The 22,989-nt window shown below is 41.9% G+C and carries 22 protein-coding genes, 3 tRNA genes and 1 pseudogene; 15 read left to right on the forward strand and 11 right to left on the reverse strand.

Going from position 1 to position 22,989, the window contains the following annotated elements; all coding sequences use genetic code 11:
- Window positions 1–19 precede the first annotated feature (19 nt).
- The 3 genes from HUN01_RS18525 (at window position 20) to HUN01_RS18535 (ending at window position 890) form a co-directional block, all read left to right on the forward strand.
- Window positions 20–247: a type II toxin-antitoxin system HicB family antitoxin gene (locus HUN01_RS18525; RefSeq protein WP_181932482.1), complete on the forward strand. Its 228-nt coding sequence runs from the start codon at window positions 20–22 to the stop codon at window positions 245–247.
- 43 nt (window positions 248–290) lie between these two features.
- Window positions 291–344, forward strand: a complete 54-nt coding sequence (locus tag HUN01_RS35480; protein ID WP_238846396.1) for a type II toxin-antitoxin system HicA family toxin — start codon at window positions 291–293, stop codon at window positions 342–344.
- Window positions 345–467: 123 nt separating this feature from the next.
- Window positions 468–890, forward strand: a complete 423-nt coding sequence (locus HUN01_RS18535) for a DUF29 family protein (RefSeq protein WP_181932483.1) — start codon at window positions 468–470, stop codon at window positions 888–890.
- Here HUN01_RS18535 and HUN01_RS18540 read toward each other — a convergent pair.
- Genes HUN01_RS18540 through HUN01_RS18545 form a run of 3 tightly spaced genes read right to left on the reverse strand, consistent with a single transcriptional unit; the run spans window position 881 to window position 2,150 of the window.
- Entirely contained in the window at window positions 881–1,834 is a 954-nt protein-coding gene (locus HUN01_RS18540) for an isoaspartyl peptidase/L-asparaginase (protein WP_181932484.1), read from the reverse strand. The genes HUN01_RS18535 and HUN01_RS18540 overlap by 10 nt on opposite strands.
- Entirely contained in the window at window positions 1,812–1,940 is a 129-nt protein-coding gene (locus HUN01_RS36140; protein ID WP_257798549.1) for a hypothetical protein, read from the reverse strand. Before HUN01_RS36140 ends, HUN01_RS18540 begins: the two co-directional genes overlap by 23 nt.
- A gap of 54 nt (window positions 1,941–1,994) precedes the next feature.
- Window positions 1,995–2,150: a DUF2256 domain-containing protein gene (locus HUN01_RS18545; RefSeq protein ID WP_181932485.1), complete on the reverse strand. Its 156-nt coding sequence runs from the start codon at window positions 2,148–2,150 to the stop codon at window positions 1,995–1,997.
- Window positions 2,151–2,322: 172 nt separating this feature from the next.
- On the opposite strand from HUN01_RS18545, the gene HUN01_RS18550 reads away from it, so the two are divergent.
- The gene (locus tag HUN01_RS18550; protein WP_238846330.1) at window positions 2,323–2,445 is read left to right on the forward strand and encodes a Uma2 family endonuclease; all 123 of its coding nucleotides are present in this window, start codon (window positions 2,323–2,325) and stop codon (window positions 2,443–2,445) included.
- 154 nt (window positions 2,446–2,599) lie between these two features.
- Here HUN01_RS18550 and HUN01_RS18555 read toward each other — a convergent pair whose 3' ends face one another.
- Window positions 2,600–5,521 (reverse strand): GAF domain-containing protein, encoded by a 2,922-nt coding sequence (locus HUN01_RS18555; protein ID WP_181932486.1) that lies wholly within the window; start codon window positions 5,519–5,521, stop codon window positions 2,600–2,602.
- A gap of 100 nt (window positions 5,522–5,621) precedes the next feature.
- Here HUN01_RS18555 and HUN01_RS18560 point away from each other — a divergent pair, with 100 nt between their 5' ends.
- Window positions 5,622–6,050 carry a hypothetical protein gene (locus HUN01_RS18560; RefSeq protein ID WP_181932487.1) on the forward strand — a complete coding sequence of 143 codons (429 nt, stop codon included), beginning with the start codon at window positions 5,622–5,624 and terminating at the stop codon, window positions 6,048–6,050.
- Window positions 6,051–6,065: 15 nt separating this feature from the next.
- Complete coding sequence (locus HUN01_RS18565) at window positions 6,066–7,226, forward strand: quinone-dependent dihydroorotate dehydrogenase (RefSeq protein ID WP_181932488.1); 1,161 nt, start codon at window positions 6,066–6,068, stop codon at window positions 7,224–7,226.
- A gap of 153 nt (window positions 7,227–7,379) precedes the next feature.
- Here the strand turns inward: HUN01_RS18565 and HUN01_RS18570 are convergent, their stop codons facing one another.
- Window positions 7,380–8,111, reverse strand: coding sequence for a hypothetical protein (locus HUN01_RS18570; RefSeq protein ID WP_181932489.1), 732 nt, complete (start codon window positions 8,109–8,111; stop codon window positions 7,380–7,382).
- A 518-nt stretch (window positions 8,112–8,629) separates the two neighbouring features.
- On the opposite strand from HUN01_RS18570, the gene HUN01_RS18575 reads away from it, so the two are divergent.
- The 4 genes from HUN01_RS18575 to HUN01_RS18590 all read left to right on the forward strand — a co-directional run bounded on the left by HUN01_RS18575 (window position 8,630) and on the right by HUN01_RS18590 (window position 10,741).
- Window positions 8,630–8,759 (forward strand) — tRNA-OTHER (locus HUN01_RS18575).
- A gap of 42 nt (window positions 8,760–8,801) precedes the next feature.
- Window positions 8,802–8,930: transfer RNA gene (locus tag HUN01_RS18580), tRNA-OTHER, on the forward strand.
- Window positions 8,931–8,976: 46 nt separating this feature from the next.
- Window positions 8,977–9,102: transfer RNA gene (locus HUN01_RS18585), tRNA-OTHER, on the forward strand.
- A 37-nt stretch (window positions 9,103–9,139) separates the two neighbouring features.
- On the forward strand, window positions 9,140–10,741 hold the full coding sequence (locus HUN01_RS18590) for a TROVE domain-containing protein (RefSeq protein ID WP_181932490.1): 1,602 nt from the start codon (window positions 9,140–9,142) through the stop codon (window positions 10,739–10,741).
- 289 nt (window positions 10,742–11,030) lie between these two features.
- On the opposite strand, the gene HUN01_RS18595 is transcribed toward HUN01_RS18590, so the two are convergent.
- The 3 genes and pseudogenes from HUN01_RS18595 to HUN01_RS18605 form a co-directional block, all read right to left on the reverse strand.
- Window positions 11,031–12,305 (reverse strand): hypothetical protein, encoded by a 1,275-nt coding sequence (locus HUN01_RS18595; protein ID WP_181932491.1) that lies wholly within the window; start codon window positions 12,303–12,305, stop codon window positions 11,031–11,033.
- 112 nt (window positions 12,306–12,417) lie between these two features.
- A pseudogene (locus HUN01_RS18600) lies at window positions 12,418–13,455 on the reverse strand (IS630 family transposase); the annotation flags it as partial.
- A gap of 92 nt (window positions 13,456–13,547) precedes the next feature.
- Window positions 13,548–14,210, reverse strand: coding sequence for a hypothetical protein (locus HUN01_RS18605; RefSeq protein ID WP_181932492.1), 663 nt, complete (start codon window positions 14,208–14,210; stop codon window positions 13,548–13,550).
- 151 nt (window positions 14,211–14,361) lie between these two features.
- Between HUN01_RS18605 and HUN01_RS36145 the strand changes: the two genes are divergently transcribed.
- Window positions 14,362–14,487 carry a hypothetical protein gene (locus tag HUN01_RS36145; protein WP_257798553.1) on the forward strand — a complete coding sequence of 42 codons (126 nt, stop codon included), beginning with the start codon at window positions 14,362–14,364 and terminating at the stop codon, window positions 14,485–14,487.
- A gap of 75 nt (window positions 14,488–14,562) precedes the next feature.
- Window positions 14,563–15,021, forward strand: a complete 459-nt coding sequence (locus tag HUN01_RS18610) for a hypothetical protein (protein WP_181932493.1) — start codon at window positions 14,563–14,565, stop codon at window positions 15,019–15,021.
- 101 nt (window positions 15,022–15,122) lie between these two features.
- On the opposite strand, the gene vapC is transcribed toward HUN01_RS18610, so the two are convergent.
- Together vapC and HUN01_RS35485 are read right to left on the reverse strand one after the other, a co-directional pair.
- A complete protein-coding gene (gene vapC / locus HUN01_RS18615) occupies window positions 15,123–15,530 on the reverse strand; it encodes a type II toxin-antitoxin system tRNA(fMet)-specific endonuclease VapC (protein ID WP_181932494.1) in 408 nt (135 codons plus the stop codon).
- A complete protein-coding gene (locus tag HUN01_RS35485; protein ID WP_238846332.1) occupies window positions 15,527–15,793 on the reverse strand; it encodes a ribbon-helix-helix domain-containing protein in 267 nt (88 codons plus the stop codon). The genes vapC and HUN01_RS35485 overlap by 4 nt, the downstream gene beginning before the upstream one ends.
- A gap of 370 nt (window positions 15,794–16,163) precedes the next feature.
- On the opposite strand from HUN01_RS35485, the gene gorA reads away from it, so the two are divergent.
- On the forward strand, window positions 16,164–17,510 hold the full coding sequence (gene gorA / locus HUN01_RS18625; RefSeq protein ID WP_181932495.1) for a glutathione-disulfide reductase: 1,347 nt from the start codon (window positions 16,164–16,166) through the stop codon (window positions 17,508–17,510).
- A gap of 80 nt (window positions 17,511–17,590) precedes the next feature.
- Here the strand turns inward: gorA and HUN01_RS18630 are convergent, their stop codons facing one another.
- Window positions 17,591–19,963 (reverse strand): CHASE2 domain-containing serine/threonine-protein kinase, encoded by a 2,373-nt coding sequence (locus tag HUN01_RS18630; RefSeq protein WP_181932496.1) that lies wholly within the window; start codon window positions 19,961–19,963, stop codon window positions 17,591–17,593.
- A gap of 739 nt (window positions 19,964–20,702) precedes the next feature.
- On the opposite strand from HUN01_RS18630, the gene HUN01_RS18635 reads away from it, so the two are divergent.
- Together HUN01_RS18635 and HUN01_RS18640 are read left to right on the forward strand one after the other, a co-directional pair.
- Window positions 20,703–21,224 carry a LabA-like NYN domain-containing protein gene (locus HUN01_RS18635; RefSeq protein ID WP_041565194.1) on the forward strand — a complete coding sequence of 174 codons (522 nt, stop codon included), beginning with the start codon at window positions 20,703–20,705 and terminating at the stop codon, window positions 21,222–21,224.
- 95 nt (window positions 21,225–21,319) lie between these two features.
- Complete coding sequence (locus HUN01_RS18640) at window positions 21,320–22,924, forward strand: 2-isopropylmalate synthase (protein WP_181932497.1); 1,605 nt, start codon at window positions 21,320–21,322, stop codon at window positions 22,922–22,924.
- Window positions 22,925–22,989: the final 65 nt, after the last annotated feature.

Raw genomic sequence — 22,989 nt, forward strand, 5'->3', positions numbered from 1 at the left:
ATTTAACTAAAGGTAAAAGATGAGGAAAACAAAACAACTTACCGCGATTATTGAGCGTGAAGAAAAGGGCTATGTATCGCTTTGTCCAGAATTAGATATTGCTAGCCAAGGTGACACCATCGAAGAAGCACGCAGTAATTTGGTTGAAGCATTGGAATTATTTTTTGAGACAGCTGACCCCTCTGAAGTCCAAGATCGGCTAATTACAGAAGTCTTTATTACGCGCCTAGAGGTAAATATTGGGTAAGCTGCGAGTTCTTTCGAGTGGGGAAGTGTGTCAAATTTTAGAGATGCATGGTTTTGTGCAAGTACGCCAGCGCGGTAGCCATATTATTATGCAGTAGCGAACAGAAGACTCAACTCTAACTGTTCCTGTTCCTAATTATGATGAGCTTCGTGTTGGCACTTTACGCTCTATTACTCGCCAGTCAGGATTGCCACGCGCTCTTTTTGAGGTGACTTAGCAGATGGAAGAATTCCTAGAACTGAGGCAATTTCTAGAACAAGGCAAAATCCATGAGGCGCTGCTGTTGGTGGATGAGTTAGAAGAAATGAGCCTCAGTGACAAAATCAATAAAATTGATAGTTATGGTGTAGTTCTGCTCATCCATTTAATTAAACAAAAGGCTGAAAAACGTTCTACTCGCTCTTGGGATGTTTCGATAGAAAATACAGTGCGGGAAATCAACAAAATAAATAAGCGCCGCAAATCCGGTGGTTTTTACTTGAATCAAGCAGAATTAATCGATATTCTACAACAAGGATATCAAGTGGCACTGAAAAGAGCGGCGCTAGAAGTTTTTGAGGGGCGTTATGAAGCCCAAGAATTGGCTGCAATGGTTGACCAGCAAGAAACTTTAGCCGAAGCGCTGGAACTGATTCAACAATAGCCAATCAATTCACTATCATTCCACTCCAAGGTGTCACCAACTTTTTCGCCGTCATGGTAGGCGGCGAGTAAGATTTCGCTAGTTTTTCCCCAGGCGATCGCTCCACTGACATCTAAGGCGATCGCCCCCAAATCTCGTTTGTTGTGGTGCGCTTCTCCAAAGGAGCGCTGCATAGCATCCTTCAGGGACATACCATCAGTGACACGCACTACAATCCGTGCGGCTAAACACTCATCAATGATATCTTCCCCAATCCCAGTACAACTCACACCAGCATTATTAGTAGCATAATTACCTGCGGGCATCGCAGAATCACTTACTCTTCCAATGCGCTCAAAGCCCTTTCCACCAGTAGAAGTGCCAGCGGCTAGCCTACCATAGGTATCTAAAGCCACTACACCGATGGTGCCGCGTCCGGCATTGCTGGTTTCTACGAGTTCGGGTTCTGCTACCACGCCAGCCATTGTGCTTTTAAAATTATCTTGGCGCTCTTGTATCCATTCTTGTAACCGCAAATCAGTTAAAGCGTTATAGCTGGGAAGTTGCATTTCTCGCGCCAACTCAGCCGATCCGAAATCTGATAACACTCGGTCTGGCGAACTTTGTAAAAATTGCGCTAACTCAATGGGATTTTTCACCCGCGAAATATTAATTACACCACTAAACCGCCCTAATGCCCCATCCATCAAAGAAGCACTCATACGGATTTGACCATCAGATTGTAATACTGAACCAGTACCAGCATTAAAGCGGGGATTGTCTTCGAGCATTTGGCAACCCTGCACCACTGCCTCAGAGGCAGTTGCTCCTGACAATAGTAGAGAATAGACTTCTTCTATTACTGTATGGAGCGATCGGCGCACCGCATCCAATCCTCCTTTACCGTGGAGAGAACTACCAGCCCCTCCATGAATAATTAATTTAGGTTGCACCTGTAACTCCATTAATCTCTTGCGCTATTTGCGTCTGTGTTGCAGTTGGTTTTATTAGGCATTGGGGATTGGGTATCAGGGATTGGGTATCGGGAATTGAGTATTGGAAAGAATTCATTCCCCATTCTCCAGTTCTTAGTCCCCAGTTCCCAGTCCCCATTCCCCAGTCCCTTTAAGTTTGCGCTTCAGAACGGCGACGACGACAACGTTCTGAACAGTATTTCACATCCTCCCAGCAATCTTGCCACTTTTTACGCCATGTGAAAGGACGTTGACATACCGGACAGATTTTTGTGGGTAGGTCAGATTTAGAACGAACACGTCCCATATAAATACTGTGTAGATGAGAATTTGATTTCTGAGGGAGATGGAAAATAATTATAACCAGTTTGCTACAAAGGAAGGATATTTTCGGCAAATAAATGTTTTGTCAATCTATCTTTAGGCTGATTTTTGAATTCTATTCTAAAAAGAGATAGCCAGAAACCAGATTTCAAGTTATGCGATCCCCGATTCGCATTTTTTTGGTTGCCGAATATTTAAAAGCAGAAAGTAAAAGCGAACTCCGCCATGAGTATTTGGCTGGTCAAATTTTTGCGATGTCTGCGACGGGCTACGCCTAGGCTAAACCTGTGTAATTGATGATTCGTTATAATAATATCCGCCTTTGATTTGATGAAAATTGAACTAGCGATCGCTATTCATCAATCAATATTTAAACCTAACCTACAGCAAACTCAGTATCAGAGCGCACTCTAGCAGGTTGAAAACCCAATACTAAGAATCATTACCAACTAACGGTAACAGCAACCGGCTAACTACTCGATTATCTGGTAACTGATAGAAATTCAACTCTCCTCCTAGTTCCTGCATGAGGTTTTGGCAGATTAGCAGATGTAAGGCTGGTGGTTGATCGAGGTTGCAGGGAGCAAGGACATCTTTGGGTGTATTATCATGTAGTTCTGTTAATAACTGTGGTTCGATCGCACCGTTGTATGTAATCGACAGTTCTAGAGATGTCTGATGATCAGCTCCTTCACTTGTAGAATAATGCTTTGCCTCTGAGGGTTTTGACGCATCTAAACGGCGACACCAAATATCAATTCTGCCGCCGCTTTGAGAACGGTTACAGGCAGTAACCAATAATTCATGGATAACTAATTCAATTTTGACAATATCACCAGCGATCGCCATTGAAGATTGAGCGCTGGAGCTAGGAACACCTCTGACTAATGAAGAATTCTTTGGCGACTCTTGCTCGTCAATAGGTTGTCCTAAGCCATGTACACCAATCCACAGCTTTTGTTGTTTAAGTAAATTTTCGATGCGTTCGAGCGATCGCTTCAGTAAACTGGCTATGGGCATAGTTTCCCAACTAATATGTAGCTGCCAATGCTCAAGTTTAAGCATTCCACTCATAGAGGTAGCTGTATGATCTAACTGCCGCAGCAATAGTTGGTAGCGCATCTGAGTCAATTCATTAGCAGGAATCCCCAAATCATGTATTTGTTTAAGGGACAGCGCCGTTATTCTTTGGATTTCCTCTAGGCGACGATGTTTATACCAGTTGAGTTGTCGTAATTCCTCTGTTGTGGATTCTAAAAGTCGGGTAATTTGCTTTTCACGACGCCACCAGGCTAATTGAGAAATCAGGGTTGCTGTCGCACTGAGGTTTTGTTCTGACCAGCGACGCTCTTGATAGTCTGCTAACAAGACCATACCAGTAATTTCATAATCAGCATTAGTACGTAATGCCATCACCAAAATTTGACTTTTGTCTGGAACATTCAACCATTTCCGGGTTTCTGGAGGTAAATTATCTACCTTCAAAGTTAGGTAATTCTCTGTCGCAAGTGCCCACTGAATTAAGGCTTCAGACTGAATAGAAATAGATGCATCGGAAACAATTCCAAATAGGCTATTATCAATCACTCCAGGGATAATTTCTGCCCACCTTTCACCAGGTGACCAGGATAGCATCACTGCTAAAGGACAACCCAAAATTGATGCTATTTGTTCGAGTGCTGTACGTTCTAAATGCTTTTTTTCAACCTCAATGCTGTTCTGGGATTGTGTCAGGATGCGTAGGCATTGCTCAAATGCCTGGGAAGTTTTTTGCTGCTGGGTGGTACGGTTATGTAATTGCCACTGACGAACAATTACGCCAATCTGTTGACTGACGGCCCACAGCAATTCCTTTTCCAGAGTTGTCCAAGACCGATGGGTTTCGTGAGTGATGACCAAAAGTGGTGCTGGTATCTGACCGTGAGTGCATTTACAAATCAGTAGCGATCGCACACCATTCTCTAACAACAAGGGACGCCAGTTAAAAAAGCGTAAATCTTCATCTAAGTTTTCAATCTCCACCGCTTGAGTTGAACGTTGCAAAAGCTGCCCATCTAATTCCTTGAGAATATTCAGGCTAAATGTCAACGGTCGGCGATTATGAGGCTGACTTTGGTAAATAAATTGATAATTATTCTGCTCCGAGTCATGCTGCAACAGCAAAAAGCGGGTAGCACCTAGTCTAGCTAAAACTCTTTTAGCACAGCTGTGTAAGGTTTCCTGAAGGTCATGTTCGCTATAGATACCTTGGGCAACTTGGCTAGTCAGTTGGGCATCTTCTTGAATCTGTTTAATGGTGCTTTCCATACTTTCGTTAGGTGCAATCAGGGAGATTAAACCAGCCACACCCTGAACAAAATTTTTGTCTGCCTCTGTCCAGATTCGAGGTTCATTGCTTTCCACCGCCAGAAAACCGAGCAAATTCTTTTGCCAGATGATCGGAGCAGCTAAGAGCGATCGCACTTTCAGCCGTTGCAGCAATTTTGCCGTAAAATGACTCTTCAAAGAACTGCGTGCATCACCAATTGAGACAATTTGGTTAACTGCCAAAGCATAATAAAAGTCGCTCAACTCCTGTACAGTCATTCCCGCTGATTGCTGACTGCTGGAATTGCGATCGATTTTGACTAGCTGATTGCTCATTCGACACCAAAAGTAGCGCCCTTCCCGCTCAAACCAGTAAACATTTGTTCGGTTGGGGGAGACAAATTTATGAGTTGCTTGCACCGCTGCTTCAAGTCTTTGATTCAGGTTACTGAGAGTGCGTAAATTTTCCAGTAATTCTAATAATGGCTCGTCGGTTCGCTTGGTTTGCTTTTGCTGCTTATGCATCTCATCTTGATAAAGCACTGCCCCCAGTTCACCTAAAACCATCATTAAACGTGCTTTTGTTTCTCCTGTAAGTAGGTAGCCCCAGCGTTCTGAACCCAGTAACAGCAAGCCTAAGCAACGGTCTTTATAGCGAATTGGTAAAATAATCGTTCCTTGGATGTGGAATTTTTCGGCAATTTTTCCCCATTCGGCGGCGCGGATTTCAGTTTGTAAATCAGCTATACCCAAGGGATGCTGTTCAATCACCACTTGTTCTAATAAATCTCCAGGACTCAGAACAACCCTTTGGCGTAAAAAGCTCGTATCATGATCAGGTGTAATGCCGCCTTTGCCGAATAATATGTGATTTAGGCGATCGTAAAGAGCAATCCAAATTAGTCTGTAGTCAAACTCTTCCTTGAGATAAGAAATAGTAGTTTCAATCAGAACGTCAACATCATCTTCTTCTCTAAGGCTCTGGAGGACGCGTCCCAAGGAGAGGATCTGCTGTTCGGCGGCTATAGGTTTTTGCGGCTGCCCCATCTGATTTATTGGTTAACATAACTTGTAATATATAAGATGCCCAGAAAAGCACCCTGAGTAATATTGCCACGGGTGTTTGCTGAAAGTTCTAAGTAACGAGTTGGTTGAAGTTAGATTATGGAGTGCTAGGGAAATGGGCGAAACTTCATCCGATGCTCTAGAGGAGCAGAGACAAGTCTCAGAGGAAAAGCGAGAGTCTGCTGAAGATACCAGGCTCTCAAAAGAGAAGGAGCGAGAGTTTGCTGAAGATGTCAGGCTTTCACAAGAGGAGCAGCGACGGCTTGCTGAAGAAATGAGAAATTCTGTCGAAGAAATGCGGCAGATTGCTGAGGAAATGAGAAATTCTGCCGAAGTAACCCGGCAGATTGCTGAAGAAGTGCGGCTAGCGAAAGAAGAACTCCGACAAGTTAGAGAGGAAGCACGGCAAGCCAAAGACGAACTCCGACAAGCTAAAGAGGAACTCCAAGAAGCTAAAGACGAACTCCGAGAAGCTAAAGAGGAAGCGCGGCGGTCTACCGAATTCGCGTAGTGTTTAAGGATTAAAATGGATATTTATCAACTTGCTATTCGTCCGCTTTTATTCAATGTGGTAAAAACCGATTCAGAATGGTTACACCAGCAGACGATTCGCACTTTTAGCTGGCTATCGCAAACCCCTGCGAGTTGGGCAAACCAACGCTTACAAAAATCTTTATGTCTGTACGATTCACGTCTAGAACAAAATTTGTTTGGGCTAAACTTTCCAAATCCGGTAGGGTTAGCAGCTGGCTTCGATAAGGATGGAGTCGCTGCTGGCATTTGGCCTAATCTGGGTTTTGGCTTTGCGGAACTAGGAACTGTAACTTTTCACGCACAGCCAGGAAATCCACGTCCTCGTTTGTTTCGCCTACCGTTGGATAAAGCTGCTCTCAATCGGATGGGTTTTAATAATCTTGGTGCAGCAGCAATGGCGGCACGTTTGACACAGGAAAAACAGGAGTTAACTCAGTCAATACCCATAGGGATAAATTTGGGTAAATCTAAGGTGACTCCCCTAGAAGCAGCCGCACAGGATTATCTCGATAGTTTTCGTTTACTCAAGGATTTGGGAGATTATTTTGTTGTTAATGTCTCTTCTCCCAATACACCAGGGTTGCGATCGCTCCAAGATGCTTCTATGCTCAGTGCCATCTTAGATTTATTACAACAAGAAAATACTGCACAAAAACCAATTTTTGTCAAGATAGCGCCAGATTTAGATTGGGTTGCGATCGCTGACATTATAACTCTTGCTAAAACCTACCAACTGGCGGGAATTATTGCTACTAACACCACCATTAGCCGTGATGGACTAAAAACTCAGGTAATTGACCAAACTGGCAAATCACCCCAGGAAGAAGCTGGCGGAATTAGTGGTGAACCATTGCGCGATCGCTCCACTGAGGTAATTCGTTTTATTTGGCAGCAAACCCAAGGACAAATCCCAATTATTGGCGTTGGTGGCATCTTTTCTGCTGAAGATGCTTGGGAAAAAATTACTGCTGGTGCTAGTTTGATTCAGGTTTATACTGGCTGGATTTACGAAGGGCCACTGATGGTACGCCGGATTCTAGCAGGTTTGCTTTCCAAGCTAGAACAAAACGGATTAAATTCCATCAACGAAGCTGTGGGTTTAGAATTCAAAAATCAACGAAGGCAGGAGGCAGAGGGCAGGAGGCAGGAGTAAGATTGTCCGTACTCTAGAACTGCTGCGACCAGAGGGAGCAAGGGTTTAAGACAACAGACCCTGAACAAGAGTTCAGTGCTGCCAAATCATTCTCGGTCGAATAACAAGGATAATTTTCCCCTCCTGCCCTCTGCCTCCTGCCTCCTGCCTCCTTCAACCTTCTTCCTCCACTGGGAAAAACTCCTTAGTTTTTTCCGAATATGTCCAGGCAATGCCATCAGGGTCTTTGCTGCGACTCCATTCTGGAAACTCTGGATCATTTCGCCGTTTATAAACTGTGCTGGAATATACATTTAGCCGTTTAGCAAGTTCAGATTGAATCAGAGAGCCAAAAATTAACTGTTTTTCCAGCGATCGTTTCGCTTCCTCATGGGTTTGCTGTGGGAGTGATTCGGTTTCTGGTTCTTCCTCCTGTGGGATTGGTGCTGGCGGTGGTGCTAAGAGCGATCGCGCTGTTTTAGTAACTGCTTGAGCCGGAAGCTCTTTAACAGGCTCACTACTGTCAAGAATATTGCCGAGAATGCTGGCAGTTATAAAGTAATAAGACTGCCCCGCCTCTTCAGAGTTGACTATACTGGCACCAAATTCCGAGGCTTTACCATCCAAGTAGCGTTTTGCCGTTGTTCCAGGAAAATTGCCCTTGATTGCCAAGTCCATTGGCGTAAGTCTGCCTTGATTTTCGCGAACTAACTGATGAAAAATTGGATTAACTCGATGAGTCCACTGTTGCCATTGATATTCCTGCCAAAGCTTGAAGCCAATTACCAGCACAATTACCGCCAGTAAAATTCTCCAAGTGGCAACTAGGAAAATAATCAAAAACGAGATGGGCAAAAGTAGAACGAGAAAAGCCTTGCCGTTATCTTCTATGGGTTTCTCACTCATGCCGATTTTTGCCAAGTGAATTTTGGGAAATAATATTATTATATTGGCAAAAATTGGCACACTTTTTTGTATCTTTTGGCAAAGTTGCGGCAAATTTGTCGGCAAAAGCTTTTTTCAGTAGGTGTTATAGGCTTTGGTCTGCGATGCCTACGGCGGTAAACTACGCGCAAAAGTTTTTTAGCAGAGAAAATGAAAGTATTTTTAACTCAACCAACAACTCTATAAATTAGCTTGCCACCCTCTTGACAACAAATAATACATATACTACATTAATAATACAAGTCAACTTTCATTAGGGAGTTAGCTTTCACCAGTAGCGGATAGCTCAAATGGCAGAGCGCCCACCTTGCCCGGAAGGGCCGATGTATCGAGGGTTATCGCATATAACAAAAACACCCTTGATCAAACTTCTGGAGGTGTAGGTAAAAATCCTACTTCGCTACAGCAAATAGAGTGCTGAGTGACGAATTTTAAATGTTTAACTCATAACTCCTCACTCTTAACTCATAACTTTATATGTGGTGGGTAGCTCAGTGGTTAGAGCGCCTAAACATCCTTATTCACCCCTTGCCTGAAAAGGCCGAAGAATTGAGGGTTATCGCCTGCCAAGCGGGAGGTCGCGGGTTCGATTCCCGCTCCACTACACCAAATCTAGTCCTGAATTTTTAATTTTTAATTTTTAATTTTCATGTGGCGGGTAGCTCAGTTTGGTAGAGCGCTAAACATCCTTGTTCACCCCTTGCCTGCAAAGGCCGACGAATTAGGGTTATCGATTAGGGTTCGAGAGGTCGCGGGTTCAAATCCCGCTCCGTTACACCAAATAATTTTGGATTAAATTTAAAATCCAAAATCCAAAATTTTCATGTGGCAGATAGCTCAGTTGGTAGAGCGCCGAAAAACATCCTTGTTCACACCTTGCCTGAGAAGGCCGACGAATTAGGGTTATCGCCTCTTAAGCCGGATGTCGCAGGTTCAAATCCTGCTCTGCCACCTTTCATTTTTGCCCGCAAGGGCCGGGAGATGAAGCGATGAATTACAATTTTTTCACTAAAAAGAAGACAACTACACCCCAAAATCAACCTATCCCCGGACGAGAAGCAGAAATGGTTCAAGGACGTTCCGGCGCCTGGATGTTTGATGCTGGCATTTGGAAAATGCTGCGCCGTTGTTTGTTGGTTGGCACAGCAAAAAGCACTTACTACGCTGGTAAACAGGAATTAACAGAGGATTTTGTAACAGTTGTAAGACTTGCTGTTGCCGAAAATCCTGGACGTGTAGCAGAAGAAATTTTGTATGCTAGCGATGGACGCGCCATCAATAACAGTGCGCCTATCTTGGCTTTGGTATTGCTATCGATGGGTGAAACACCAGAAGCAAAACAGGCATTTGGTGAAATATTCCCGCAAATTGTCCGCACTGGTAGCCACTTCTACGAATGGCTGAACTACACCAAATCTCTGCGGGGATTTGGCAAAGTAGTGCGGGAAGCTGGTAAAACTTGGCTCTCAAGGGAAGATGTCAAAGGCTTGGCTTATCAACTGTTGAAATATCAACAGCGTCAAGGCTTCTCCCACCGAGATGCGTTGCGGTTGTTTCATGTCAAACCGCCTACAGAAAATCACCGTCAACTATTTGAGTGGGTAGTTAGAGGCTGGGAAGAATTGCCAGCAGACATCCCCTCAGAGGCGTTGGCGCAGATTTGGTGGTATGAGTGGCTCAAGCGGAATCCCACCCAAACCCATGAAGCTATTTCTCAAGGACGCTTAACCCACGAAATGGCTGCACCTGTGGGCAAAATGGATAAGCAAGCTTGGCAGCTGCTATTTCAAGAAATGCCAATAGGTGCAATGTTACGTAACCTGGGTTCTTTAACTGAACTGGGTGTGTTACGAGCTGATGAAAACGCTAATTTGCTCCAAGTGGAAGCAGTTCTTAATCGCAGAGAACATCTGCGTAAAGGTCGCATCCATCCGATTGATGTTTTGAAAGCACTCAAAACTTATGAATCTGGTGGAACATTAGGACGCAGTAAGAAAACTTGGAACCCAGTTCCTCGAATTGTGGACATTTTAGAAAAGGCGGTTGAACTGTCTTTTGATGTTGTCCAACCCACAGGTAAAGTGTTCATGCACGCCGTAGACGTTTCTGGTTCTATGGGTAGCATGGTTGCAGATATGGGACTGACTTGCTGTGAAATTGCCACCACAATGGCACTGGTGACAGCAAAAGCAGAGAAAAACTACATGATTCGCGGCTTTGCTACCGAATTCCGGGAATTAGGTATCACCGCCAAAGATAGTTTTAGTTCTGCGGTTCGCAAAGCTAGCAACCAAAACTTTGGTGGAACGGATGCATCTGTAGCTTACGACTGGATGATTAAGAATAAGTTCAAAGCTGATGTAGTCTGCTTTTGGACTGACTCGGAAAGCTGGGCTGGGTATAAGCATCCAAGTCAAGCGCTGAAGGAGTACCGCAAAAAGGTAAATCCCAACGTCAAGGCGGTGTATGTCACCTTGACACCTTACCAAATTACTTTGGTAGATCCTGAAGATTCGCTGTCTTGGGATTTGGCAGGGTTCGACCCAGGTACGCCTCGGATCATCCAGATGCTTGGTGCGGGTGAATTGTAGATATTGCTGAAGGGTAAAGGATGAAACACTTTATCCTTCATACTTCATGGCGGGTTATCCTTGTTCGCAACTTGCCTTTCGGGGCCGAAGAATTTAGGGTTATCGGTTACGTCTCCACCATTGTGGGGATTAGCGGGTTCAACCCCCGCACCCGCCTTTGTTTTTGATTTTACCTCACGCAAATAAGAAGGCGATTTAATTTTTGAATGGTCGTTTTTCTATTTCAGCGATGGGTAAGAGTAGGGTTTTTTCGATGTGCGATCGCATCTGTCAAACTTCCTAGTTGCAATTATGCTAATTCAATCAAAAATCTTGCTATGAATGTGCTGCAAGATTTTTCACTTATTTCTAGACTATGAATTGCTTTTTTTACTTCCTCTATTTTTTGCTCAAATGGCAGTTTAGTAAGTATTTTTAGTGCTTTATTTAAGCTTATTTTGCTCTCCCCAAAAGCTTCTTTACTTTCGTTATTTTTTATAATTTGATGTAAAAATATTCCTAGCTCGTGTAAGGTTATTCCCCTAAAATAATGACAACAAGCTAAAGAGAGAAGTACGTTAATCATTAATTTATCTTCTTTAACTCTTGTTGCAATCACTAAAGCTGTTTGAAAAAAATCTTGGCTTACTTTAAAACTTCTTTGGCAGTATTCAAATTCTTTGTTACTTTCTATAAGTTTTCCTTCTCTTTCATCAATTATTCCTAATCTGTGTGTAGTTAATGCAAATTTATAAAGTACTATGCCTAAGTTACTATAACAATCAATATATTCCAAAACCATATTTCTGATAGCTTGAAAAAAAACATTGTCTAATAAATTTGGCTCTTGTCTTAAGTCCTCAAAACAACCTGCTCCATAAAACTCCATAGAATGATAAACAATTTCTAAGGCAATAGTTTCCTGCTTAGTAAGTTCTTGTTTTACTGCTATTTCTGCATTTTCTATATTTAGATACATTTGTTCTTGAGTATCATTCACTTTCGTGCAAGTAATTTTTGGGATAATTGTTTTGCAATTTTCAGATATTAATGTAGATAAAAATATTCCAGCTTTACCGTGAGATTGTTTCCAATCATCTGTTAATTTAAGTCTTTCTATCGCTTCTTGGCGGATAAGTTCATATAAATAGTATCCTTCACTGTTAAACTTCACTAAAGCTCTGTTTTTTAAATCCCTGAGAAATCGGAGTTTCTTTCGCTCATTTTGCTCATCCCAAAGTAAGCAAAAAATTCCTTTTTCAGATATTACAGGAATATATTGATAACGGTAACATCCTAAGCGACATAAAAGTTTATAGGCTTGGGGATTATCTTGTTGAAGTTTGTCAAACTGGCGTTGAACAAGTTTTTCTAGATTTTCTAAAGTTGGATGCCTCAATAGATAATCACGATTATCCTGCCAGTAAACTTTTAAATTTCCTTGTGATTCCTTTAAAATTTCAGGACTCAGGAGAGACATAGCAAAGGCATTTCCGCCATAGGCTCGATTTATTTCATAAAGAGCATCAGTATCTATAGTAATGTTGAAACTAACAAAATAATCCTCCCAAGCTTTATATTCCAACGCTTTTAGCCAATAATATTGAAAATTTTTAAGCTTGATTAAGTCGGGTTCGTGCAGTAACTCACAGCTTGTGATTAGGGTGACTGACTGCACACTTTGATGAGCTATAGGACTAATATTTGATTTCTGAAAAAGCTCCGTACATTTGAAGAGTCGCAAAATCAAAGGTAGTGTGCCGGATAAACCACTCAAACATCCATTTGAGATGTGAGAACGAAGGAATCAAGGCACAGAAACGCCGCACCCAGGTTTTAGCTTGTAACCAAATATCCTCAATTGGATTTTGTGACGGGCAATTAGGAGCAAAGCGGACGCAGTGAATTTTCCACTCCTCTTGAGACAAATCTTGGTTTACCTCGCCTAAAAAGTTTTGAACCAGATGTGAACGATGGTAAGAAGCACCATCCCCAAAAAAGAAGTAATCTTTGATTGGGGGGACTGATCTAATAAATAACGTAGATAATCAATTGTATTTTCTGAGTTACCTGCGTTATACGCTTTTAGTAGTAAGCTTCCCTCCAGATAGTCAACTGCCCCGTAGTATGTCTGTTTGTCTCGTATATTAACAACTCTCACTGCTATTTCTTGGTCAGTTTTTCCCCAGACATACCCACTTAAATCTCCCCCACATTAAATGACACTCATCAAGCAGCAATACTCTCAACTTTCCTTCTTCAATTTCCTGCCGATGCCTTGCCAATAGTGTTTCAATCTCTTTTTTTTTTGCAGCAACAGCGTCCTCGTCAGCTTTTGGATTTAAAGAAGTAGTTTTCTTCCAACTAATTCCTGCCGCATCAAATAAGTCATAATAGCTCCGCTTTGACTCATAAGTTACATCATATTCAAAAGCCAATTTATATTCGAGTTCACCAAGTTCCCAACATTCTTTTGTTTGCAACCAACTTAAAACTTCTTCTCGTTGTTGAGCAGTTAAGTAACTTTTTTTTCCCTTGTGGTTCAGGCGCAGTCCCGAAATTCCATCTTCCTCATAAGCTTGCTTCCAGCTTGTTATCGAACCCAGTGACACATCTAAAATTGTTTGAATTTCCTCATACTTGTAGCCTTGATAAACCAATTTGACTGCCAACGCTTTCCTCACCTCACGCGCATCTGGGCGATCATCTATAAATTCTTGTAGTTCTGCGATCGCGGCTTGTAGATGCTGGTTTATCATTGTTAGCTATTAGACAAATATTCTGTCCGTATTATCTCGTAGTTTTTTTCAGAAATCAAATATGATTCCTATAGTACTGTTAATAGTTCTATATAGTTACTATTATGTGATTTTATGAATTCACCATTTATCAAAGCAAATTCAAGATGATGAATTAACACGCCGATTCTATGCTCTTGGAGCTTGCTTTTAAATTGCTCCATCAAAGTCATAAAATCTTGTTCTGGATTCTCTTTAAAATGATATCTGAGCGTGACGCTAACCCAATCTTCTAATGAGTTGAGGTTTTGGGGTGTAGTTCCTACACGCAGATCAAGATATTCTAAACCTTGAAGCTCAAACCATTTTGTAGCCAAGGTTGTTTTACCTATACCACCCTCTGAGTGAATTAGAATAACTTTTGCACCTTTGTTAACTAGTTCATCGAGGTCTGCGATCGCATCCTCACGCCCCACAAAATCAGAATTTTTTGATGTTGAATTTTGATGTTCCTCTGTTTGAGATTTGCAAACTGGAATATCAACTATCTCTTGCCAATTTAGACCAAGCCTTTTACAAATTTCTTCAAAATTAAGGCGTTCAATTGGGATTATACGAAAGAAATTAGTAACTGTTGCGCGAGATAGTCCTAAATCTCTTGCTAAAGCAGTCTTATTTAAACTATTACGGATCAAAGCTTGATTTGCTTTTGCGATACCTTCTGTAGATGCCTGAAGCCCTCGCTTGGTCATATTCTAACTACGCAATTTTTAATCATTTTAACTGAGCTAATTAAAAGTCATACACACTCATACACCAAGTCAGACACTCTGGATAGCTGACTCAGACACTATCTCAGACAGCAGCCCTCGAAGCTAGTTGATGTAGTCATTCACAACACTTATGAAATCTACCTACATCAACGGACGATACTACTATCAAGGTAATAATGGCGTTCTTCTTCCTGCTGTCACCACAGTTTTAAAAGCGACACAGCCACCAAAGTCTCTAGCTGCCCTTTCCTATTAGCGTAGTAAAGTTGGTAACGTCGAGGCAAATCGAATCGCTGCTAACAGCCGTCGCCGAGGAAATGCCTTGCACCAATTGATTAAAGAAAACGTGCAAGGTTACTCGCCCAAACCTGACAACAACCTGATTCAGCCTTACTGGGATAGCGTTCAATCTGTGCTAAACCAACTTAGTGATGTTCAACTTGTTGAAGAAGCCGTGCCTAACTATAAAGAACTTTACGCCGGGAAAGTTGATTTAGTTGCTCGTTATCAAGGTATTCCCCATTTAATTGAATGGACTACAGCCGAGGAACCAAAACTGAGATTTGATAAGCTTTATGACAAGCCTTTACAAGTAGCTGCTTATGGTGGTGCGATAAATCGGTATTATAGCGATCGCCTCTTTAACTGCAAAATTAACCATGCTCTCATTGTCGTAGCCTTGCCAGATCAAGAAGCAGAGATTTTTCAATTTGACCGTGCAAAGCTAATTCATGTCTGGTATCAATGGCTTAATCGGCTGAATTTTTTCTTCAGTGCAATTGCTGCGTAGAAGTGCGATCGCAAAGCTCTTAGGGGTGACTCTGTTCAAAAATAAAATCGAGTCAGATAGCTTGGTAGGTTGCAAAACCGAATAGTTGTTTGACTCAATTATTAACCTTCTTCCTCCCAATCCTCAATCTGTAACCCATTCACGCGATTGAATTCACTCTTATTGTGGGTAACTAAGATTAAATTATGTGCCTGAGCAATTGAGGCAATTTGTAAATCATAAGGACCAATAGGCGTACCCAAACTTGCCAATTCAGCACGAATTCGACCAAAAATTGTGGCGGCTATATCATCGAAAGTCAGAGAGACAAAATTATTGAGGAAAGCTAACTGTAAAGCTAGACTGCGTTGAGGATTCTTGCTTCTCATCGCACCATAAAACAGTTCAGCCTTAACAATTGAACAAACAGCAATATCTTGTGGTGATAAAGACTCTAACCGTCGTCGCACTCCAGATATTGGACGATTTAGATAAACAATGCAAGCATTGGTATCTAATAAATACATCACTCTAATGGCTCCCGCATTTCATAGTCACCTTGGGGATATCTCACCAGAGTATCATCTTGCAGACAACCAGCCGTCTGTTCAAAAAAACCAGGAGGCCACCCCAATTCTTCAGGTGTTTTTACCTGCACTGGTGCTTCAACGTGACCTTTTGCTGCAAACATCTTCAGAGCATCAACAATTACTTCCTCTGCTGAAGCATACTTACCACTTTCAATCTGAGTTTGGATGAATTGCTCTATCTCTGGATTTAAGAACACATTCATAGATTTATTTACAAGGGTGTTTTTCCATAACTATTTTAGTCTTAGGTGAGATTGTAACTGAACATTAGGCTGTTATTTATATGCTTTGGAGCAACAGCGCGATCGCACACCCGCCCAAAGCGATCGCACTTATATCTCTTGTAAGATGTACAATATGCTTGTTTAGCAACATAATGTAATATAACTTAGCAATCATGGAGCGATGCTGTTCCTTTTGAATCTAATTGCTAGGAAAGCAGCAATCTGCTACATATCAGGATGGTTTGATCTCAATTTGTCCACCCAAAGACAGTAGATTAAGTTTTGTCTGAATAACTATAAGGGATGAAATAGCTCTGCTTTCCAAAAAGTGAAAAAGGAACAGATTTTTATGACATTTGATTACGATTTGTTTGTCATTGGTGCTGGGCCTGGGGGATTGGCAGCAGCTAAAAAAGCAGCTAGTTACGGTGTACGTGTCGCTATTGCCGAACAAGAATCCCTCGGTGGGACTTGTGTAAATCGCGGTTGCGTTCCGAAAAAACTGATTGTTTACGCCGCTGACTTCGCCCTGCAAAATAAAATAGCGCACAGTTATGGGTGGAGTGACTGTCAAACATACTTTGACTGGACATTATTTATTAAGTCAGTACATCAGCATATTGACACCATTAATCAATCATATTTTCAGCAATTGCACAAAGCTGGGATTGAATTAATTTCTCACCATGCCACTTTCATCGATGCCCATACGATCAATGTTGATGGGCGCAAAGTTACAGCAGACAAAATTTTAATTGCTGTGGGAGGGCAACCCCTCAAGCCTAAAATCCCTGGTATAGAATATGCCATCACATCCCGCGAGATGTTTCAGCTACCTTATCTGCCAAAACGTTTAGCAATTATTGGCGGCGGCTACATTGGCGTAGAATTTTCCAGCATGATGCACGCTTTTGGTTGCCAGGTGACGGTAATTGAAAAAGACGAGATGATTTTATCGGGGTTTGATAATGATATTCGCTCTGCGGTACAACAGGGTTTGAGTCAACGCGGAATTAAATTATTTACCAACAGCACCGTTCAAGAAATCAAATACTCAGACGAGAGTTTGTTGTTAACTATTACTGGTAAGAAACGGGAAATAATTACAGCAGATACCATCTTAGTTGCCACAGGTTACGCTCCAAATACCAAAAATCTTGGTTTGGAGAATGCCCGTGTTGAACTTGGCGAAGATGGTGCCATTAGAGTAGATGAATATAGCCGCACCAGCCAAAAAAATATTTTTGCTGTGGGTGACTGCACCAGCCGCGTGCAATTGTCTCCAGTGGCTAAGGCGGAAGGTATTGCTTTTGCCGATACAGTTTTTGGTAACAAGCCGCAAAAACTAAATTATGATTATGTACCCTCTGCTGTTTTTTGTCGTCCAGAAGTGGCTAGTGTTGGGATGACAGAGGCGGAGGCACGGGAAAAATTTGGTGAATCTGTAGAATGCTACTACACCCAATTTCAACCACTGTTGTCTCGGCTAATCGAACAAAGTCAGTCAACTACTATGAAGTTAGTAGTAAATGCTGATTCTGGGCAAGTTTTGGGTGCTCACATGGTGGGTGAACACGCAGCAGATATCATTCAAAGTCTCGGCGTGGCAATTCGCAAAGGCATTACGAAAGAAGACTTTGATGAAACCATAGGCATTCATCCCACAGCAGGAGAAGAATTTCTGTCGTTACATTAAAATCGTGTGCAGGATTGATTCAAGAAGATGCGGAGAAATTTAAAATATTTTCTCCGCTTACCCCTATCCCCGCATCCTTTTCAAGGAGTTTCTGAGAATGGTTCTGAGGGAGATTTTGTGGGAGGATCTAATTCGGCTAAGGTATTCATTGATGAGTCATCTTCTGGAATATAGTATCTGCTTTGAGTGCTTCTCAAATCGTCAAAAGCTTCAAAAGCTTCAAGATCCTTAAGAGCCTCTGATGCAGACTGATATCGCTGTTTGAAGTCATCCAGTACCATTTTACTGAAAATCTTAGCTAGGGATTGACTGACCTGGGTGCGTAGTTTACCGCCGTAGGCATCGCTCCATTTGATCTCCCCGTCAGCATCTCTTTCTAGATCACGGGGTGCGATACCAGTCAAGGCTTTAATCCCAACCATGCCGACTGCATAGATATCACTACTATAGTGTGGACGCCCAAAACATTGTTCGCTTGGTGCGTAACCCTGAGTACCAATGCCAATGGTGAAAGGGGTTTGCTCTTGCTCATCAAGCTGTTTGATGCTGACTTCTTTGACGGCGCCAAAGTCAATCAATATCAGTTTTCCGTCTGAGTGTCGCCGGATGATATTGCTGGGTTTAATATCCCGATGAATCACGTAGTTTTCATGGACAAATGTTAATGTTTGCAATAAGTCCCTGACAATTTTGATCGCTGCAATTTCATTAATTGCTCTACCTGCGATCAGTTCCTGACTTAGAGGATGACCAATTATCTGTTCTTGCACTAGATAAAATTCTTCATCTTCTTCAAAATACGCCAAAAGTTGAGGGATTTGTTCGTGCGTTCCCAATCTTTCTAATGTTTGCGCCTCTGAGTTAAATAAACGCCTAGCAAGTTGTAAACCTTCTGGTTTAGTGTTGGCTGGTTTTAGTTGTTTGACAACACATCGCGGATTGCTAGGACGTTGGATATCTTCGGCAATGTAGGTTTCGCTGAATCCACCGGAACCGAGAACTTTAACAATTTTATAGCGTCCAGCCAGTATTTTTCCTGATAGGGCTAAATCCCTTTGTTGGATTAGGTATTGTAAGTCATATTGTTGACTGATAATCTCTTGGACAACGGGGGAAGTTTTATACTTTTGAAAAATATCTACTAATTGGCGTTTTCTGATGCTTTCTCTCATTACTGAGGTTCCCAGGTAGCAAAGTCCGGTCATCGCGATCGCGATCGCTGGGACTGTAGTGGGAAAAATTAACTGACCATAAACAAAGAACCCATAACTAATTACTACCCAAGTGCTAGACAGGGCGAGACTATACAGAAATCTATTGATACTACGCTTGCGTCTTTTAATCATCAAGGCTGTACTGCCAACTAGAATTAGCACAAACAAACCCCGCAATGGTAGATTTTTAATTCCTTGAGCGATCGCTTTATCTGTCATCAAAGTTGCGATCGCATTGGCGTGAATTTCCACGCCCGACATGGGTTGAGTGCTACTGCTAACGGCGACTGGATGATAATCATTGTTTAACTTATCTGTTGCACCAATCAGCACAATCTTGTCTTTGAAGAACTTTCCCTGCTGCAAATAGGTGTTCCAGTTTTCCGGATCGAATACGTGCCAAAAGGGTATTTGCTCAAATGTACCCGCAGACCCCCAAAAATAAATGCGATCGCCCTTTGGTCGGGGATAATTTACTTGTGCTGCCCTCAGCGCTGCTTCACCAAAGGATAGCCGCTTCTTGCTAAATAAATTATCTTCACCTAATAACTTGGGAAACTCACTCGCTAATCGATGAACTTTTCCATCAACTTCTAAGGGGAAATTAACTGAGCCAATAGACACTGGCCCTGTGCGAAACATTTGTTGTGGGTCTGTAAGTTGCATAAAAGACCCTTGGTGCGTTTCAGAATTTTCATAGATGGCTGCTAAGGTAACTTTGCGGCCATATTTTTGCAATGCGGCCTGAAGTTGGCGATCGTCAGTAGCTCCATAACTGCTTGCTGTGTCAAAAACAACATCTATAGCTACAGAGCGGGCACCAGCTTTGATTAATTTTGTGATTACCTGGCCATAAGCAGCACGCTGATAAGGAAAAGATTTCAGTGTTTCTAGGTAGGCATACTGTTTTGGATCTGTTTTATAGTACTGTTCGGGAACTGATATTGACTGATCGTCTATTGCTAAAATTACGATATCTTCTGGAGGCACAATCGGCCCACGCACTTGCATAAAGCCAGAAAACACCTGATTATCCAGCAATTGAACCACTTCCCAACCAGAAGCACTCACAACTGCTGCCCCCATTACCCAAGCGCCAGCGAGGAGATGACCTAAACGAACCATCCACCTGGACTGGCGAACCGATGCAGTCGAAGTTACTTTTGTCGGTTTACTTGAGTGTCTATTTGCAGCAGAGACATAGTTTTTAGTTAAGGTAGATGTAGGTTCTTCTGCCATGTCGTGTTACTAATTGATTTAAGTCCAACACTTTTATTTATTCAGACCACGTTTTAGTGTAAGCACATTGAAATAAGACTTAAATGATAATCTTATACATTTGTAAAGTATCTTCTATTCACCAACAAACTTCTATTGGCAGAGCTAGCCCCCAAGAGATTTCTACTCAAACACCACTTAAATTATTCTTTTTTTGTTGAATGAGTTACAACTAGTGATTGTCTCACAGATCAGAGCCGGATATCCTCTGCCTGTGCATTTGGTTGTGGTGAGATTTCACCCTAACCTAACCAACAAGTACGCTTCTAACTGGGTGCTTTACCCAAAGCTGTCCCAATTCTGTCTTCTGTCTTTGGCGCAATATTGGTAGTCCCTACAAAGCGTGTCCTGAGACTGAAAGCTTTACCTAAAGATGGGCATTAACTTATATCCTACCTTAAGCCTATGCTATACCTCTTTAGGAGTAAACTTTAGTGTTATGCAGCGATGAATGCTGTTACTGGGTCAATTTTATTGGTAGATTTTGATCACCGGGTGGCTCTTGTAGTGTCGGAGGTGAATACGGTTAGCACCCAGGATCTCAACTCCAATGTTGCATCCGTTTTTATGCCTTGAAAGAGGTAGGATAAAAGCTATAGATAAAGAGCTACTTTATAGATATTAGCAAACAAGGCATTTGAAAATTGCTATAATCTATTGTTCCATCTAAATTCATATATATTATTAGGTGTAAATTTGTATGGGTTCTCCAATGAATCGTCTGTCTATTTTTGTAGACGGAAACAATATGTTCTATGCTCAACAAAAAAATGGCTGGTTTTTTGACCCACGGCGAGTCTTAGAATACTTCAAACATGAGCAATCAGAAACAACATTAATTAATGCCTTCTGGTACACTGGCTTAAAAGACCCGCAAGATCAGCGAGGTTTTAGAGATGCTCTAATTAGTCTAGGATATACAGTCAGAACTAAAATTCTTAAAGAATATTATGATGATACTTCCGGTCGCTACTCACAAAAAGCGAATTTAGATATTGAAATTGTTGTAGATATGTTTAATACAGTTGACCAGTATGACCGAGTAGTATTATTCAGTGGTGATGGGGATTTTGAAAGAGCAATAGAACTATTACGCTCAAAAAATACACATATTACGGTAGTATCAACTGAAGGAATGATCGCTAGAGAGTTACGCAACGCTACTGATAGATATATAGATTTAAATGATATCAGAGATCAAATAGAAAAAACCGAAGGTTAGTAGCCTTAGCAATTATTTACAAAGGTAAGAGTAAAAGAAAAACTAAGGTTGAAGATATATTGAGCTACACGTAAACACTAAACAACAAACGGCAAATGACAAACAAAACAGATCGAATCATCATTTTTGATACAACATTGCGAGATGGAGAGCAGTGTCCGGGAGCGACTTTAAATATAGACGAAAAGCTAGTTATTGCCAAACAATTAGCGCGTCTGGGTGTAGATGTAATTGAAGCCGGCTTTGCTTTTGCTAGTCCCGGAGATTTTGAAGCAGTCAAGAAGATTGCTCAAGTTGTTGGGATAGAAAATGGCCCGGTAGTTTGTAGTTTGGCAAGAGCCATTAAAGCAGATATTGAAGCAGCTGCGGAAGCATTAAAACCAGCAGTTAATGCCAGAATTCACACATTTATTTCGACTTCTGATATTCATTTAGAGTATCAGTTACGGAAGTCAAGGGCAGAGGTGTTAGCGATCGCAGAAGAAATGGTAGCTTATGCCAAGTCCTTCATGACAGATATCGAATTTTCGCCAATGGATGCGGCTCGTACCGATCCAGAATTTCTGTATCAAGTTTTAGAGCGAGCGATCGCAGCTGGTGCAACAACAGTTAATATTCCCGATACTGTAGGTTACACAACACCTAGCGAATTTGGAGCCATGATTAAGGGCATTATCGAAAATGTCCCCAACATCGACCAAGCCATTGTTTCCGTTCACGGTCATAATGATTTAGGCTTGGCAGTTGCTAACTTCTTGGAAGCCGTCAAAAACGGCGCACGGCAACTAGAATGTACAATCAATGGCATTGGCGAACGTGCCGGAAATGCATCACTAGAAGAATTGGTAATGGCGTTGCATGTGCGGCGACAATATTTTAACCCTTATCTCGGCAGACCAGAAGATTCTCAAGAATCTCTGACAAATATTGACACCCGACAAATTTACAAAACCTCACGCTTAGTTTCTAATTTGACGGGAATGTTGGTACAACCAAATAAAGCGATCGTTGGGGCAAATGCCTTTGCCCATGAGTCTGGGATTCACCAAGATGGGGTGTTAAAAAACAAGCTAACCTACGAAATTATGGATGCCCAATTGATTGGCTTAACAGACAATCAAATAGTTTTGGGCAAACATTCAGGTAGAAATGCTTTCCGTACTCGGTTGAAAGAATTGGGCTTTGAACTGTCAGATACTGAGTTAAATAAAGCCTTCGTTAGATTCAAAGAAGTAGCAGATAAAAAGAAAGAAATTTCTGATTGGGACTTGGAAGCGATCGTTAACGATGAAATCCAACAAGCACCCGATTTGTTCCGGGTAGAGTTGGTGCAAGTTTCCTGTGGTAGCAACGCCCGCCCTACTGCTACAGTTACCCTGCGTACCCCAGAAGGTGAAGAATTAACTGATGCTGCGATCGGTACTGGGCCAGTGGATGCAGTTTATAAAGCCATCAACCGGGTGGTGAATGTACCCAACGAGTTAATTGAGTTTTCTGTGCAGTCAGTAACAGCCGGTATTGATGCCATTGGAGAAGTGACGATTCGTCTACGTTATGAATCTAAAGTGTTTTCTGGTCATGCAGCGAACACAGATATTATCGTGGCATCCGCGCAAGCTTATGTAAATGCGCTGAATAGGTTGTATGCATCTTTGCAAACTCAACAAAAGCCAGAGGAAGTAACTGCACAGAAAGTCTGAGATCGGATTTGTCAATCTGCGCGTTTTTAGCTGATGCTAACAAACTCCTCCCCAGCTTTGGCTAC

The organism is Nostoc edaphicum CCNP1411 (assembly GCF_014023275.1).
In the GTDB taxonomy this organism is placed as follows: Bacteria; Cyanobacteriota; Cyanobacteriia; order Cyanobacteriales; family Nostocaceae; genus Nostoc; species Nostoc edaphicum_A.